The 16,242-nt window shown below is 54.6% G+C and carries 14 protein-coding genes; 5 read left to right on the top strand and 9 right to left on the bottom strand.

The features are described 5' to 3' along the window. The first annotated feature begins 104 nt into the window (after positions 1-104). The 3 genes from GURA_RS18880 to GURA_RS18870 all read left to right on the top strand — a co-directional run bounded on the left by GURA_RS18880 (position 105) and on the right by GURA_RS18870 (position 3,524). The gene (locus tag GURA_RS18880; protein ID WP_011940511.1) at positions 105-1,619 is read left to right on the top strand and encodes a hypothetical protein; all 1,515 of its coding nucleotides are present in this window, start codon (positions 105-107) and stop codon (positions 1,617-1,619) included. Next, positions 1,619-2,395, top strand: coding sequence for an MlaE family ABC transporter permease (locus GURA_RS18875; protein WP_011940510.1), 777 nt, complete (start codon positions 1,619-1,621; stop codon positions 2,393-2,395). The genes GURA_RS18880 and GURA_RS18875 overlap by 1 nt, the downstream gene beginning before the upstream one ends. Positions 2,396-2,474: 79 nt before the next feature. Then, a complete protein-coding gene (locus GURA_RS18870; RefSeq protein ID WP_011940509.1) occupies positions 2,475-3,524 on the top strand; it encodes an MlaD family protein in 1,050 nt (349 codons plus the stop codon). Positions 3,525-3,618: 94 nt separating this feature from the next. On the opposite strand, the gene GURA_RS18865 is transcribed toward GURA_RS18870, so the two are convergent. Further along, positions 3,619-4,833, bottom strand: coding sequence for an IS256 family transposase (locus GURA_RS18865; RefSeq protein ID WP_011937189.1), 1,215 nt, complete (start codon positions 4,831-4,833; stop codon positions 3,619-3,621). A gap of 456 nt (positions 4,834-5,289) precedes the next feature. Here GURA_RS18865 and GURA_RS18860 point away from each other — a divergent pair, with 456 nt between their 5' ends. Both GURA_RS18860 and GURA_RS18855 read left to right on the top strand, forming a co-directional pair. After that, positions 5,290-6,504, top strand: coding sequence for an IS256 family transposase (locus GURA_RS18860; RefSeq protein WP_011937053.1), 1,215 nt, complete (start codon positions 5,290-5,292; stop codon positions 6,502-6,504). Between the two features lie 58 nt (positions 6,505-6,562). Continuing rightward, the gene (locus GURA_RS18855) at positions 6,563-7,429 is read left to right on the top strand and encodes a carotenoid biosynthesis protein (RefSeq protein WP_011940508.1); all 867 of its coding nucleotides are present in this window, start codon (positions 6,563-6,565) and stop codon (positions 7,427-7,429) included. A 19-nt stretch (positions 7,430-7,448) separates the two neighbouring features. Here GURA_RS18855 and GURA_RS18850 read toward each other — a convergent pair whose 3' ends face one another. From GURA_RS18850 to GURA_RS18815, 8 genes are all read right to left on the bottom strand, one after another. After that, positions 7,449-8,831, bottom strand: coding sequence for a TldD/PmbA family protein (locus GURA_RS18850; RefSeq protein ID WP_011940507.1), 1,383 nt, complete (start codon positions 8,829-8,831; stop codon positions 7,449-7,451). Continuing rightward, positions 8,824-9,102, bottom strand: coding sequence for a DUF4911 domain-containing protein (locus GURA_RS18845; protein WP_011940506.1), 279 nt, complete (start codon positions 9,100-9,102; stop codon positions 8,824-8,826). Before GURA_RS18845 ends, GURA_RS18850 begins: the two co-directional genes overlap by 8 nt. Positions 9,103-9,106: 4 nt before the next feature. Then, positions 9,107-10,000: a polysaccharide deacetylase family protein gene (locus GURA_RS18840; protein ID WP_011940505.1), complete on the bottom strand. Its 894-nt coding sequence runs from the start codon at positions 9,998-10,000 to the stop codon at positions 9,107-9,109. A 105-nt stretch (positions 10,001-10,105) separates the two neighbouring features. Beyond that, entirely contained in the window at positions 10,106-11,146 is a 1,041-nt protein-coding gene (locus tag GURA_RS18835; protein WP_011940504.1) for a bifunctional UDP-4-keto-pentose/UDP-xylose synthase, read from the bottom strand. A gap of 96 nt (positions 11,147-11,242) precedes the next feature. Continuing rightward, positions 11,243-12,169: a formyltransferase gene (locus GURA_RS18830; protein ID WP_011940503.1), complete on the bottom strand. Its 927-nt coding sequence runs from the start codon at positions 12,167-12,169 to the stop codon at positions 11,243-11,245. Between the two features lie 117 nt (positions 12,170-12,286). After that, a complete protein-coding gene (locus GURA_RS18825) occupies positions 12,287-13,225 on the bottom strand; it encodes a glycosyltransferase (protein WP_011940502.1) in 939 nt (312 codons plus the stop codon). A 91-nt stretch (positions 13,226-13,316) separates the two neighbouring features. Further along, a complete protein-coding gene (locus tag GURA_RS18820) occupies positions 13,317-14,480 on the bottom strand; it encodes a DegT/DnrJ/EryC1/StrS family aminotransferase (protein ID WP_011940501.1) in 1,164 nt (387 codons plus the stop codon). Positions 14,481-14,548: 68 nt separating this feature from the next. Then, positions 14,549-16,210, bottom strand: a complete 1,662-nt coding sequence (locus tag GURA_RS18815) for a glycosyltransferase family 39 protein (protein ID WP_011940500.1) — start codon at positions 16,208-16,210, stop codon at positions 14,549-14,551. Positions 16,211-16,242: the final 32 nt, after the last annotated feature.

Here is a 16,242-nt window from a genome sequence, read left to right as displayed (position 1 = left end):
AGGTTAAGCCATGCGGATAATATTGGCAGTTCATTCTGTAGCTAGCTGCAATTTCCAGCTGGTTCGGTGGGGTGTAGTGTGTTGTTATTGGATTTCCAGGGTCTATGTCTATCATAAAATTTGCTATAGCTGTATTACTCTTCTGTCTCTTTTCCGTTTCTCCGGTTTTTGCCGAGGATGCTGCTTCCAGAGTGGATAACGGCACGATATTTACTCTTTGGCCTTTGCTCGATTTCCGGGAAAGTCCGCAGGACGGGTACAGCAACCTCTCCATCCTCGGCCCGGTTTTTAAACTCCAGCAGCGTGGCGATGAACGTGAGATGGCCATCCGGCCGCTTATTTTCCAGACTACGAACCGGCATAACAGGACCAGTTCTGCTGAATATCTTTATCCGCTCGCATCGAGTGCATCAACCCCGGAAGTGAGCACCGTTCAGCTGATTAAGGTAATCCAGAACAATGTCTATCGCAAGAATGAAGGGGAAAAACAGGACAAAAGCTCCATGTTTTTTCCGTTTTATATCAGCGGCAAGTCGGAGAAATACGGTCCCTATACCTCAATTTTTCCCTTCTACGGCGACATCTATGAACGGTTCTGGCGGGACGAGTACCACTACGTCATGTTTCCCCTCTATGGCAGGACCGTGAAGAAAGGGACCACTACCCGCAACTATCTTTATCCGTTTTTCGCAACCATTGAGGGGGAGCGGGAGAGCGGGTTCCAGTTCTGGCCCCTCTATGGGCAGTCGGCCAAGGAGGGGGTATATAACAGGCGTTTTGCGCTCTGGCCGATCTTCATGAAAGAGCAGATCGGGCTGGATACGGACAACCCGACAGATAAAGTGACCATCTTGCCGCTGTATGCGGCGACCGATTCGCAGAAAAAGGTTTCACGCTCTTATCTCTGGCCTTTTTTCGGATATACTGACGACATCGCCCGGTCGCAAAAGGAGGTCGATTATTTCTGGCCTTTCTGGCTGACGGTGCGCGGCGAGGCGAGAAATGTCACGAGCCTGTTGCCGTTTTATTCCGAGGACAAGGGGAAGGAAACCCTGAAACGTTGGTATCTCTGGCCGATTTATAAACATGAAGAAATGAACTCGCCGGCTTTCAGTCAGGAGCGGGACAGGATTCTCTACTTTCTTTATTCCGACAACCGCGAGATGTGGCCGAAGGACGGCAGTAATAGGCGTCGTACCGCTTTGTGGCCGCTCTTCGTCTATAAACGGGACCCGCGCGGAGTCAGTTCCTTCTCCATGCCTGCGCCGGTTGAGCCGGTGTTTGACCGGGACGGAATCGAGAGAAACTGGGCGCCACTCTGGCGGCTCTATCAGCAGAAATGGAATGACCGCGGCGACTCGGCGGTGTCGTTTCTCTGGAACCTTTACTGGCATGAGGTGCGTGGCGATGGCCTGGCCTACGAGATATTTCCCCTGGTGGCCTACAGTTCCGAGAACAAGAACCGCGACTTGAAGCTGTTGAAGGGATTAATGCGGTATCGGAACAATAACGGGGGAAAAAGCATCAGTGTGCTGTGGCTTCCATTCGGCGTTCACTGGGGCAAGGCTGAAGCAGACGTGGTTGCAGGCGATGCAGAGCCTTCAAGGAGCAGGAAGTGATGACTGGAGTCTTCGATAGAATCGGCAAGAAAGTTATTCTCTTTCATGAAATTGTCGGTGAGATGCTGATACTCCTCGGGCAGACGATTTATTTCTTCCGGGAAGCACCGCGCAATATCGCAAGTATCTTTGCCCAGATGGCCATAATCGGCTATGAAACGCTGCCGGTTGCCTCGGTGATGGCGTTTTTCGTCGGCATGGTGCTTGCCTTGCAGACCGGCGTCGAGCTGCAAAAGTACGGCAGTCAGAACATCATCGGCGCGATCGTCGGCCATTCCATGGTACGGGAACTGGGACCGGTCATGACCAGCTTTCTTGTTGCGGGCCGGGCCGGATCTGCCATGGCTGCCGAGCTCGGAGTAATGACAGTCTACGAGGAGATCGATGCGCTGAAGACCCTCGACATCAACCCGGTGCGTTATCTGGCAATGCCGCGTTTTATCGCCTGCATCGTCTGCCTCCCCGCGCTGGTCATATATTCGGACTTCATCGGCATCACCGGCGGTGCAATCATAAGCAATCTGCACCCGAAGATTTTCGTTTCATATTCCACCTATTACGATAGTCTGACTGCCGCGTTGAAGTTTCACGAGATCGGCATCGGGCTGATCAAGGCGTTTGTGTTCGGTGCGATCATTGCCCTGGTCTCCTGCTATATCGGTTTTAAAACGTCGGGCGGAGCCAGGGGGATAGGCATATCCACCACACGATCGGTGGTTCTTTCGTTCATGCTGATTTTGGTGGCGGATTATTTTCTGACAAGGATTTTGATGTAATCAGTGAGTAGTGAGTAACGGCTGTCGGTTGAGTTTTTTCAGCTTACAGCTCACTATTTACTGCTTGCAGGGGGTATTGATGGCGCTTTCGGTTGAAAAAAAAGTCGGCATATTCTTTGTGATGGGGATGGTTGTCCTCGGAGTTATGCTTGAAGTGGGTGAAAAGTGGAATCCTTTCGAAAAAAAGGTCCTCTATAAGACCTATCTGACCAGCATTACCGGTCTCAAGGTCGGAGACCCCGTCAGGTTGGCCGGTGTGGATGTTGGTAAGATTGACAAAATAACCATCCTCGACGAAAAAATACAGATCGATTTCGAGGTGAAGCCGGGGACAAAGATCAAGACGGATACCGTAGCCGGCCTCCGTCTGACCAACCTGCTGGGAGGGCAGTTCCTCGGCCTTTCCTTCGGCTCTCCCAATGCGCCTCTCCTTCCGCCGGGCGGCACGGTAAGGGGGCGGGATGTGGCCAATATCGATGTTATCGTCGATAACATGAGCGATCTGACGAAAGACGCCAAAATCCTCATTACCGAGCTCAACAAGAACCAGAACGAGGTGATGGGAAAGATTTCCTCAATACTTGACGACAACCGGGAAAACCTGCGCAACTCGATCGCCAATCTCAGCAGCATAACCGACAAATTCGATCGTGGCGAGGGATCGCTGGCCATGCTGTTGAATGATAAGGTGCTCTACGCCAATGCCAGTGAAGCTACAACGAGCCTGAAGAATATTACTGCCAAGATAGACAGGGGTGAAGGGACGATGGGCAAGCTCGTTAATGATGATGCCCTTTATACGGACTCCAAGGCGGCTGTGGCGAGCCTTAACGACAGCATGAAAGACGTGAAGGAGATTGCCGCCAAGATCAATCGGGGTGACGGAACGATGGGCAAGCTCATCAACGATCAGGCTCTCTATAATGAAGTGCGGGATGCCTCCAGGAACATCAAGGAAATCACCCGCAAGATAAACGACGGGGAGGGGACCCTGGGCAAGCTGGTGAATGAAGACAACCTGTATCGCGACACGACTGCCGCCCTGAAAAAGGCCGAAAAGGCGATGGACGGGCTTGGCGACACCGGGCCGATACAGGTGCTGGGGAGCGCCATCGGCACTTTGTTCTAGTAAACCCAAAAACGACAGTTAGCCACGAATGACACGAATAAACACGAATGGGGCCTGTCAATAGTTTTGTGTAAATGGTTTTGGTTCCCGGTTTTTAATAGCTTGGCATTCTGTCTTCAAAAAGGATGGAAAAGCGATTCATCGCAGCCTTCCAGTCCCTGATCGGCAGGGTCCATTTCTTCGCGATGTTTTTCAGCGCCAGATAAAGTAGCTTGAGCATTGCCTCGTCATTGGGAAACGAACCCCGGTTTTTGGTCACCTTTCTGAGCGACATATTCAGGGATTCAATGGCGTTGGTGGTATAGATAACCTTTCTGATATCAGCAGGATAAGCGAAAAAAGGCGTGATTTGCTCCCAGTTCCGGCGCCATGACTGGCCGATAGTCGGGTGCGTTTTATCCCACTTCGCCTCAAATGCCGTCAGTTCCATTTCGGCCTGCTCTGCTGTCGCCGACTGGTAGATTACCTTCAGATCAGCAGCGACCTCTTTACGCTGCTTCCACGAGACGAATTTCAAAGAGTTGCGTACCATGTGGACGATGCAAAGCTGGACCTGAGTGTTCGGGAAAACGGTCTCTATGGCCTCAGGGAACCCCTTTAGGCCGTCAACGCAGGCAATGAAGATGTCCTGGACACCACGGTTCTTTAGTTCGGTAACAACCTGAAGCCAGAACTTGGCACCTTCGTTCTCGGAAACCCACATTCCCAGAACTTCTTTGGCGCCGTCTGTGTTGATGCCGATGGCCAGATAGACAGCCTTGTTCACAACATGGCCATTGCCTCTGGCTTTGACCCTGATGGCATCCATGTAGACGATGGGATAAAGCGCATCCAACGGGCGGTTCTGCCAGGTTTTGACCTCTTCAGCTACTGCTTCAGTCACTATTGAAATCAGGGCGGGGGATACCTCAACTCCGTAGATTTCCTCCAAGTGACCCTGGATCTCACGAGTGGTAAGCCCGCGGGAGTACAGAGAGATAATCTTATCATCGAACTCGGCGAACCGGGTTTGGCCCTTGGGAATGATGACTGGTTCAAAGCTGCTATCCCGGTCACGAGGGACCTCAATCGGCATGGTGCCGAAATCGCCTTTGATGGTCTTTGCCGACGAGCCATTGCGTGCATTGCCACCCTTGGCGGAAACGGAAGCATGCTTCTCGTGGCCGAGATGCAGTGTCATTTCAGCCTGGAGCGCCCGCTGAAGAACAGCCTTGGTCAATTGCTTCAGCAGCCCGTTTTCCCCTAGAATCTCTTCGGGGGTCTTGTAATGTTTGAGCAGGTCGTCGATTACGTCGGTGTTAATAGTCATGTGATCTCCTTAGGGTAACTTGGTGTACCCCCTAATGACCATTTACACAAACCTTTTTACACCCTCCACGAATGTTTTTAACCCCTTGTTTAATCTTGAGTAGTCACCGATCTGGTAAGTGTCTTCTGCATCACAAGAGCTTGTATATTCGTGCAAATTCGTGAAATTCGTGGTTTTTATAGGGTAAAAGCATTGAAGAGTGAAGAGTGAAGAGTGAAGAGTGAAGAGTGAAGAGTGAAGAGTGAAGAGTGAAGAGTGAAGAGTGAAGAGTGAAGAGTGAAGAGTGAAGAGTGAAGAGTGAAGAGTGAAGAGTGAAGAGTGAAGAGTGAAGAGTGAAGAGTGAAGAGTGAAGAGTGAATGGCGCGTTACGCGCCATTTTTTCGCGAGGAGGAGGGTGTAAAAAGGTTTGTGTAAATGGTCATTAGGGGGTACACCAAGTTACCCTAAGGAGATCACATGACTATTAACACCGACGTAATCGACGATCTACTCAAACATTATAAGACCCCCGAAGAGATTCTAGGGGAAAACGGGCTGCTGAAGCAGTTGACCAAGGCTGTTCTTCAGCGGGCGCTCCAGGCTGAAATGACACTGCACCTCGGCCACGAGAAGCATGCTTCCGTTTCCGCCAAAGGTGGCAATGCACGCAATGGCTCGTCGGCAAAGACCATCAAAGGCGATTTTGGCACCATGCCGATTGAGGTCCCTCGTGACCGGGATAGCAGCTTTGAACCAGTCATCATTCCCAAAGGCCAAACCCGGTTCGCCGAGTTCGATGATAAGATTATCTCCCTGTACTCCCGCGGGCTTACCACTCGTGAGATCCAGGGACACTTGGAGGAAATCTACGGTGTTGAAGTATCCCCCGCTCTGATTTCAATAGTGACTGAAGCAGTAGCTGAAGAGGTCAAAGCTTGGCAGAACCGCCCGTTGGATGCGCTTTATCCCATCGTTTACATGGATGCCATCAGGGTCAAAGCCAGAGGCAATGGCCATGTTGTGAACAAGGCTGTCTATCTGGCCATCGGCATCAACATAGACGGTGCCAAGGAAGTTCTGGGAATGTGGGTCTCCGAAAACGAAGGAGCCAAGTTCTGGTTGCAGGTTGTGACCGAACTTAAGAACCGTGGTGTCCAAGACATCTTCATTGCCTGCGTTGACGGCCTGAAGGGGTTCCCTGAGGCCATAGAAATAGTTTATCCCAACACTCAAGTCCAACTTTGCATCGTCCATATGGTACGCAATTCCTTGAAGTTCGTTTCGTGGAAACAACGCAAAGAAGTTGCGACAGATTTGAAGGTTATCTACCAGTCAGCGACCGCTGAGCAGGCCGAAATGGAACTGACAGCATTTGAGGCAAAATGGGACAAAACACACCCGACGATCAGCCAGTCCTGGCGCCGGAACTGGGCGCAAGTTATACCATTTTTTGCCTATCCAGCTGATATACGAAAGGTTATTTACACAACCAATGCCATTGAATCACTGAATATGTCACTCAGAAAGGTGACCAAAAACCGGGGCTCGTTTCCCAATGATGAGGCAATGTTCAAGTTACTATACCTGGCGCTGAGAAACATCGCGAAGAAATGGACCCTGCCGATCAGAGACTGGAAAGCTGCCATGAACCGCTTTTCCATTCTTTTTGAAGACAGAATGCCAAGCTATTAAAAACAGGGAACCAAAACCATTTACACAAAACTATTGACAGGCCCGCGAGGAGAGGTTTATGGCGGATGTTTTATCTATAGCGGTCGGCACCGTTACCATGCGACCGTACGTGTTCGCTTTCTTTGCCGCTTACCTGGTGGCGGCCGTTACCCATATCGGCTGGAGAAAAACCCTTTATTTTACGTTTGCCGGCTATCTTTTATCCTTTCTCTCGGAGTTCTCTTCAATAAATACCGGTTTTCCCTACGGCTGGTACTACTACATCGAGGCGACCAAAAACAGGGAGCTCTGGATAGCCGGGGTTCCCTTTTTCGACTCCCTTTCCTACGTGTTTCTTGCCTATTGCAGCTACAGCACAGCGCTTCTGGTGGTGTCACCGGTCAAGGCGCGGTGCTGGGACTTTGTCACCCTTGAAACCCGTTCCATACGTAAATCCTTTTCCGTCCTCTTGCTCGGTTCGCTGTTTCAGGCCTTTCTCGACATCATCATCGACCCGGTGGCGCTCCAGGGACACCGCTGGTTTCTCGGCCGGATTTACGGCTACCGGGAAGCCGGGTATCATTTCGGTGTTCCTTTCTCCAACTACGCCGGCTGGTGGCTGGTGAGCGCGGTCATGATATTCGCCCTGCAAAGGATAGACTTTCGGCTGGACAAGAGGGGGGAAAAGCCTGCCGGCGTCCGTTCCTTCCCTTTTCGCGCCCTGTTCGGCCCGCTACTCTACCTCTCCGTGCTGATCTTCAACCTCGCCGTGACGCTGATTATCGGCGAGAACCTGATGGCCATGACCGGCATCTTCATTTTCACCCTGCCGGTCGCTATTTCCGTTGTGCTGATCATACGCAGGGCGAACCATTACAGCAGGGAGGAACTGGCCGAGCATCTCCGCGATTATCCCTATTCACCCGTGGCGATGAAAAAAGGGTAAACAATCATCCGAAACACAGTTACGCAGCGCCCCCTACCGTGATCCCGGAGATGAGCAGGGTCGGTTGGGCGTCGGAAACCGGCACACCCTGTCCTTCCTTGCCGCAGGTGCCGATGCCGAATCCAAGATCGTTGCCTACCATGGTAATCTTTTTCAACACTTCGGGACCGTTGCCGGTGAGTGTTGCGCCACGGACCGGCTCGGTGACTCTGCCGTTTTCGATGAGATAGCCTTCCGACACCTCGAAAACGAAATTCCCATTGACCGTGTTTACCTGCCCCCCTCCCATGTTCCTGACGAAGAGCCCTTGCGCCACGCCCTTTATTATCTCCTCCGGCGGGGTTGCGCCCGGTGCGATGAGGGTATTGCTCATGCGAACGATCGGCTTCGCCTGGTACGATTCCCGCCTGCCGTTGCCGGTTGATTTACAGCCGTCTTTCATGGCGTTCAGTCTGTCGTACAGGTATCCCTTCAAGATGCCGTTTTCAACCAGAACGGTGCGCTGTCCCGGTGTCCCTTCGTCGTCGAAGGAGAAAGAGCCGCGGGCGTTGGGGATGGTTGCGTCGTCAATCACGGTAACCAGTGGGGACGCAACCTCAAGACCGATTTTACCGGAATAGACCGACATGCCCGTCAGCGCCAGGTCAGCTTCCAGGCCGTGACCGATGGCTTCATGGACCATGGTGCCTCCCGCCTCAGAAGAGAGGACAACCGGCATCATGCCGCCCGGCGCCTTGCGGGCGCCGAGCATCATCAGCCCTCGTTTAGCTGCCGTCAGAGCCAGTTCTTCGGGACTCTTCTGCTGAAAAATCTCGAAACCGCGGAACCCGCCGAGCGGCTCATAGCCTGTTTGAATGAGGTTGCCATCGGCCGCAACCACTTGAACCATAAAAACTGTACCGGTTCGGAAGGATTCGGTGAACTCGCCCAACGAGTTGACGACCTGAGCCTTGAGCGTGCCGTCACGGTAAACTGCCGTGACCTGGCGAATCCTTGGATCCACCCCCCTCGCGGTCCTGTCGGCCGTTGTCACCGTGGCGACCTTGTCCTGCAAGGCTACCCCGGTCGGGGGGAGCAGGATGGGGAATCCGCTCCCCACGGTCTTCTGCCGCAGATCGATGGCGCCTTCGAACATTTTTCCCTTAACCGCCCTGCTTACCGTTTCCGCCAGGGACAACAGGGCGGTTTCGGTCACGTCGTTGGTAAAGGCGTAGGCGGTTCTCAGGTCGGAGATGACACGGATGCCGACGCCGCGGTCTGCTCCGGCCATCACTTTTTCGATCTTGCCGTCTTCGCAGGCGATGACCGTGGATGCGCCTTCCTCAAAATAGATGTCGGCGAATTCACCTCCGCCGGCGAGTGCCCGTCGCAGGATTTTTGCGCAATCAAAACCGTCAAGCATGGTACAATCCCTCCTTGCAGGGTTGGGGTGCTGGCTCCACAATCGAGCCTTCAGGCAATTCTACCTCAGTAATGGATATTTCCATGCGCAGCGCTTCTATCAGTGCGTCAACGTCATCGTTGAATGGCTGTGGAACGTTCAGCCGGACGATCCCCTTGTCCCGGTCCTCGGTGCTCAGCGTGGAAAGCCCTTCGTAGGCCTCAAGGATGAACTTCATGAATACAAGATCGCGGCGGTGAATCTGGAAATATCTCGTTACGGTATCCATCATATTCCTATCCCTGGATGGCGACCAGTCCGGCGCGCCCGGTCAATTCCCCCATGGCGAGGGGGGACTCGACGGCTGCTGTGGCAAATTCCCCTGCGGCATCGGCCAGGGTGATGAAACGCACGTTGCGCTGCTGGAGGCGCTTTATAAGATCGATGAACTGGGGCGCCATCGCCTTTCCTTCCAGCTCTGCATGGATGGTGTGGACATTGAGACCCGGTTTCAGGCATGCAAGGTAATGATCGTTGATATTATCCGCGGTTATGCCGTTTTCTCCCAGGAGCTCGTCCATGGTCGGCCAGGTCGTGGGGATCTGGAGGGTGTTGAACTGCCTGCTGTCCATCAGCGGGTAAAATGGGCCTGAGCCGCGGGAATCGCTGCAATAAGAGAGGGCCATGGCGTCCTGTATCTCCAGTGAGTCGGCGGACACCGTCCAGCCCGGCGCTGCCGTGGTTTTCGGCCGACATCCCATGATTTCCTCATAGAGGGCGAATGCCCGGCCAAGTTCCATGGCCACGGTCTTTTTCGGCATCCACGGCAGCAGGTCGTGCCATTTTACATGGTCCCAGCAATGGATGCCGGTTTCATGGCCCATGGCCACCGTGTTGCGCAGGACATCGGGGAAGGCGGTGGCGATGATCGGTGGTGGCAAGATGGTGCCATAGAGCATGGTCCGCAGGCCATAGACGGAGGGTGCACGGGTGCGGAGCATCTTTTTCAGGAAACCCTTCCTGGTGAAGATGCGGCGGATCGCCTTGCCGGAGTTGTCCGGCCCCATGGAGAAATAAAAGGTTGCCCGGATGCCGAGGCGTTCCATGATCTCCAGGAGTTTCGGCACCCCGTCACGGGTGCCGATGTAGGTGTCCACGTCTACTTTTATGGCGATGGTGGGGGGATTCATGCAGGCTTCACCTCGGTTGCTTGAAAGGAACGAGGAACGAGGTTCTAGGAAAAACCGTTTTCCTCGAACCTATATCCTCGAACCTCGATCCTATATCCTCGATCCTTATAAAAGGTGCTCGATCTTCTCTTTCTCTTCGACCAGGTAGAACTCCAGGGTCTTTCTCAGCGCATCGTCGATGCCGGTTTTAGGTTCCCAGCCGAGTCGCTCTCTGGCGTTCTTGACCGAAGGAACGCGGGTCAGCATGTCCTGGTATCCCTTGCCGTAGAAGGTATCGGAGGTCACTTCCACTATCTGACAGTTCTCCGCCCGATCACGGTAGTCCGGGTATTCCTTCATCATATCCCTCAATTTAATGGCCAACTCCTTAACCGACAGATCATTGCCCGGGTTGCCGATATTGAAGATACCACGGTCGGCGCAGCCGTCCTTGTTATCGATGATCCGCATCAGGCAGTCGATGCCGTCTTCGACGAAGGTGAAGGAACGGCGCTGATTTCCGCCGTCAACCAGGCTGATCGGTTCTCCTGCAAGAATGTTGTACAGGAACTGGGTCAGGACCCGCGAGCTCCCTTCCTTGGCCGTGCTGATGCTGTCCAGCTTGGGACCGATCCAGTTGAAGGGGCGGAACAGGGTGTATTGCAGCCCCTCGTGTTCGCCGTAGGCGTAGATGACCCGGTCGAGCATCTGCTTGGCGCAGGAGTAGATCCAGCGCTCCTTGTTGATCGGGCCGAGCGTGAGGGGGGAGGTCTCCTCGTCGAACTCCCGGTCCGGGCTCATGCCGTACACCTCGGAGGTGGACGGGAAGATCACCCGTTTGTTGTATTTCGCGCACTGGCGGATGATCTTCAGGTTTTCCTCGAAGTCGAGCTCGAAGACCCTGAGCGGGTCCCTGACATAGGTGACAGGGGTGGCGATGGCCACCAGCGGCAGCACCACGTCGCATTTCTTGATGTTGTACTCGATCCACTCCTTGTTGATGGTGATGTCCCCCTCCAGGAAGTGGAAGCGGGGGTGGCCGATGGAATGTTCGAGCTTGTTGTCGCTCATGTCGAGGCCGTACACCTCCCAGTCGGTGGTGTCGAGGATGCGCTTGGTGAGGGCGTTGCCGATAAAGCCGTTGACGCCGAGAATAAGAACTTTCATTGTTTCTCCAATCACGTGGATTTGATTATTGGCCACGAATGCACACGAACCTGCACGAATGCAATTATGTTTTTTCCCTTTTCGAGATTATCGGTGTCAATTCGTGGCTGAAAAGCTTTTGCCTTTCAGGTTTTGGTCGCCGGTGAACCTGTCTGCAGCGACTTCCTCTTGCTCCTCAGCCTGCAGTGACTTGATTTGCAGGAGCCCGTCGCCGGTGCCGACAAGGAGCGGCTCTGCCGAGACAATGCAACCCGGTCCTCCTATACCCTCCACCGGCCACGCCTGCCAGATGACGATCTTTTTTCCGTCCAGGTATGTGAATGCCCCGGGGTATGGGTGGGTGACACCGCGGATCAGGTTGTAGATCTGCACTGCGCCCTTCGTCCAGTCAATGAGCCCGTCGGCCGGTTTCCTGCCGCCGAAGTAGCTCCCTGCCGTCAGGTCCATGGGGATGCGTGGAGCCGTGCCGGCAGTTAGTCGCGGCCAGGCGCGGCGGATGACGGTCACTGCCGCGTCGGTAACCTTGTTGAATACGTCGAAGGCGCTGTCGGCGAAGGCGATGGCGACCTTTTCCTGATCGACGATGTCCCCGGCGTCCGGTTTCTCCACCATGTAGTGGAGGGTGGCGCCGGTTTCCGTCTCGCCGTTGATGACGGCCCAGTTGACCGGCACCCTGCCGCGGTATTTGGGAAGATAGGAGCCGTGCAGGTTGAGGGCGCCGCGTACCGGTATGGCGAGCACCTCCTGCCGGATCATGTTCCGGTAGTAAAATGAAATGATGAAGTCCGGCCGCAGTTCCCTGAGGAGTGCGATGTTTGCGGGCTCATTTATATCGCTGGTGCGAAACGGGATGCCGTGCTTTTCTGCCAGCTTCCGCACCGATTTGAACCAGATCTCCTCGGTGGGGGAATCTTCGTGGGTGAAGAGCATCGCCACCTCCGCTCCCTGCCGGAGGAGCTCTTCCAGGCAGTGGTAGCCGACGTTATGGTAGGCGCAGACGATAATTCTGTTAGCAGTCTCCAAATGTATTAACTCCAGGGAAAATATTTGTTCTAAGTTCTACGTTCTAAGTTCTACGTTGAAACCATCGAACCATCGAACCTCGAACCTCGAACCTCGAACCTTGAACGTAGAACGTCCTTACTCCCCAAACCCGTGCAGCCTTCTTACCACATACCGTGGCCGCTTGCGCACCTCCTGGTAGATCCTTCCCACGTATTCACCCACCAGGCCGATGCCGAAGATGATGATGCCGATGAAGAAAAAGAGGATGGCAAACAGGGTGAAGACCCCTTCCACCTCGGCACCGATGATGAAGCGCCTCACCAGGAGGAAAACGGCGAACGCCACGGAGAAAAGGGCGGTCAGTATCCCCATCAGGGCGAAGAGTTGCAGCGGCACCACGGAAAAGCCGGTCATCAGGTCGAAGTTGAGACGGATCAGCTTGTAGAGGGAGTACTTGCTTTCCCCCTCGGAGCGTTCCGCATGAGCGACCTCTATTTCGGTGGGGTTTGCGGAAAAGGTCTGGGCCAGTGCCGGGATGAAGGTGGTGGTCTCCTGGCAGCGGTTGATGTTATTGACTACGTTGCGATGGTAGGCGCGCAGCATGCAGCCGTAATCGCTCATGTGCATGCCGGTCATCTTGTTGGTGGTGATGTTGACGATGCGCGAGGCAACCTTCCTGAACATGGAGTCCCGGCGTTTCTGGCGGATCGTCCCGACCACGTCGTGTCCCTTCTCCACCTCTCTCACCAGCCTCGGTATCTCCTCCGGCGGGTTCTGCAGATCCGCGTCGAGGGTGATGACTATCTTGCCCGTGCTCTTCTCGAATGCAGCCAGAATTGCCATGTGCTGGCCGAAGTTGCCGTTGAACTCGATCACCCGCACTTCCGGAAACTTTTCCGCCATCCCTTGCAGGATGCTGAGCGAGCTGTCGCGGCTGCCGTCGTCGGTGAAAATGATCTCGAACGGCTTGCCGATCTGCTCCATGACCGGATAGAGGCGGTCGATGAGCGGCGGGAGATTCAGTTCCTCGTTGTAGACCGGGATGACTATGGATATGTACGGTTTGTCTGGCATGGTGGTGTCCTGACGGTTGTAGGGGCGGGGTTATCCCGCCCTGCCTGTTCTTTGATCGCGATCAGGGCGGGGAAACCCCGCCCCTACGCCATTATTTCCTGTTCTTTGCAATCACGGTCTTCACCGCCTCCACCACGTCCCGGGCGTCGTCCATGGTCATCTTCGGGAAGAGCGGCAGGGAAAGGATCCTGTCTGACGCATAGTCGGCGTTGGGGAATGCCCCTGCCGGGATCTGGAGTGTGTCGCGGTAGTAGGGGTGATGATGGATCGCCTTGTAGTGGAGTCCGGTGCCGATGTTCAGCTTCTTCAGTTCCGCCATGAACTGATCACGGTCGATGGTGAGCCGCTCGATACGGATGAGCGGCGTATAGAGGTGCCAGGCATGGCGTTGGTCGTACGGGGCGTAGCTGGGCCTGGCCAGCTCTGCCACATCGGCGAAGGCGGCGTTGTAGAATTCGGCGATTTCGGTCCGCTTGGCGATGAAACCGTCCAGTTTGGGGAGCTGGTGAATGCCCAGAGCGGCCTGGATGTCCATCATGTTGTACTTGAAGCCGGGGAGCAGGATCTCGTAGTTGGGGTTGCCTGTGGCGGAGAAGCGTTTCCACGCCTCCCTGCTCATACCGTGGAACTTCAGGAGGGAGACCTCTTCCGCCAGCGCCTCGTCGGTCGTGCAGAGCATCCCCCCTTCTCCGGTGGTTATATTTTTGTTGGGGTGGAATGAGAAGATGGAGATAGTATCGAAGGAGCCGATCCGCTTTCCCTTGTATTCGGTGCCGGCGGCGTGGGCGGCATCCTCGATGACCGTCAGGTTGAACTCTTTGGCCAGGGCGAAGATGGCGTCCATGTCGCACGGCTGCCCGGCGAAATGGACCGGCACGACGGCCTTGGTCTTTGCCGTTATCTTCTCCCTGATCTTTCCGGCGTCTATGTTGAGCGTACCCGGTTCGATATCGACCAGCACAGGCGTGGCGCCGCAAAGGATGATCATGCTCACCGTAGAGGCAAAGGTCATGGGGGTAGTGATTACTTCGTCCCCTTCCTTAAGCTGCAAGGCAAGTAGCGCCAAGTGCAGGCCGGCGGTGGCAGAGCTGAGCGGAACAGCGTAGGGGGCTCCCACATAGGCCTTGAAGGCGTCTTCGAAACGCTTGACCTTCGGCCCGGTGGTGATCCACCCCGATTTGAGGGAGTCGACCACCTCGTTGATTTCGTCATCCTCTATGGTGGGAGTGGAAAAGGGTAAGAATTCTTGACGCACAGTCAACCTCCGGCAATTTAAACAGTTATATATTGCACAAAATCAAACGGGATACCATTGTTTTCATGTTAATGGTTGGTTACGAGTATCCGTCGCCCTTCTCTGCCGAGCACTTTCATCGGTGTCGCCAGGGCCTTCTGCAGCGGCTCCACCTCTCTTTGCTGGATAAGGGCAAAAACCGGTGTCGGTGAATCCCACAACCGTTTAAACTGTTCCAGTTCGATGAACCACGCGGACTGGTCCCCCTGGCGGCTGCCAAATTCCAGTTCCCCCCGACCGCCGACAACTATGACGCGCCTCTTGGTGTAGAACGGCAGACCCTGTTCGTACTCGAACGTGGCCACCAATGCGTCTTTGCCGGCTTTTTCCCGGATGATCATTGCCAGCTCCCTGGAGGACTTTTTGGCGGCAATTTTCGCGTAGATGACGGGTGGGCCGAAAATGCCGAAAATGTAAGCGAAGATGAGCAGTGCGGAAAGAAGGGCGGCTGTTTGCGCCCTTGCGGTGGCTATCAAGGCGGGTATTCCCTGACAGAGTAGGATAAGGCCGATGATCGCTCCGCCTGCGGCAGTTATTGCCGGTTTGGCGGCAATCTGAGGATAGGCGATTACACCGGCGCCGAGGATGCAGAGCACCAGCGAGGCGGTCACTGCATGACGTTTCAGTGGCCTGAACCCCTTGTCAAGGGCGGCCACGAAAGTCCCGCCGATGAGAAGTGCTATCGCCGGATAAATGGGGAGTATATAGGGGATGAGCTTGGAATTGGACTTGGAGAAAAAGGCGAAAATAACGATCGCCCAGAGAGCGAGATAAAGCCGAACATCTGCACCGGTCGATTTCCGTTCTTTCCAGACCCGTATGAAGGCGGCTGGGATGAAGAACGACCAGGGGAGCATGCAGCCGAGAAGTATCGGGATGTAAAACCAGGGGGGCTGATACCTGCCGTGTACTTTGGTGAGAAAACGTTCGAAATGCTCGTGGATGAAAAAGAACCGGGCGAATTCGGGGTTTCGCAGGGAGACGAGGACAAACCAGGGGGCGGCGACCAGGAAAAAGAGGGGGACACCGGTAATGAGGCGCATTTCCTTAAGGATCGCCCAGCGTCTGGTGAAAAGCAGGTAGCAGAAAATTACGGCCCCGGGGAGGACAATGCCGATAAGCCCCTTTGCCAGCACGGCAAGGGCTGCGAACAGGTAGAAGAGGTGGTAGTACAACCCCTTGCGTTTTTCTTCATCCTGAACCGCGATGAGGAAAAAGCCGAGGCAGGCGGCCATGCAGATAGTGAGGGTCGTATCGGTGATATTGAGCCTGTTTTGCACCTGGTAGCCCACGGATGTTCCGAGGATAAGGGCGGAAATGAGTCCTTCCCGACGGCCGAACAGTTTGCGGCCGAGATGGTAGGTGAGGATGATTCCCAAAATGCCCCACAGGGCGCTGCCGAATCGTGCGGCGAATTCGGTCTGGCCGAATACCTTGATTGAAAGCGCGTTCAACCAGTAATGGAGGGGCGGTTTCTCGAAGTATTTGACATAGTTCAGGGTCGGCGTGATGAAGTCTCCGCTCTCCAGCATTTCCCTGGGTATCTCCATGTAACGACCTTCATCGGTCTCGATAAGGGGGAGACGGCCCAGGAACTGGAAGAATGCGATGCCGAAGAGAGTCAAGAGGACTCCCAGGTCCGTTGCTGGGCTCCCCTCTTTTTTGGTCAGGAAGGCGGTAAAGAATTTCATGGGTGTGGGTTTCCTTTGTTCAACGGAGCGAA

This window comes from Geotalea uraniireducens Rf4, assembly GCF_000016745.1.
Lineage (GTDB): Bacteria > Desulfobacterota > Desulfuromonadia > Geobacterales > Geobacteraceae > Geotalea > Geotalea uraniireducens.
This window is presented reverse-complemented; position numbering and strand designations above follow the sequence as displayed.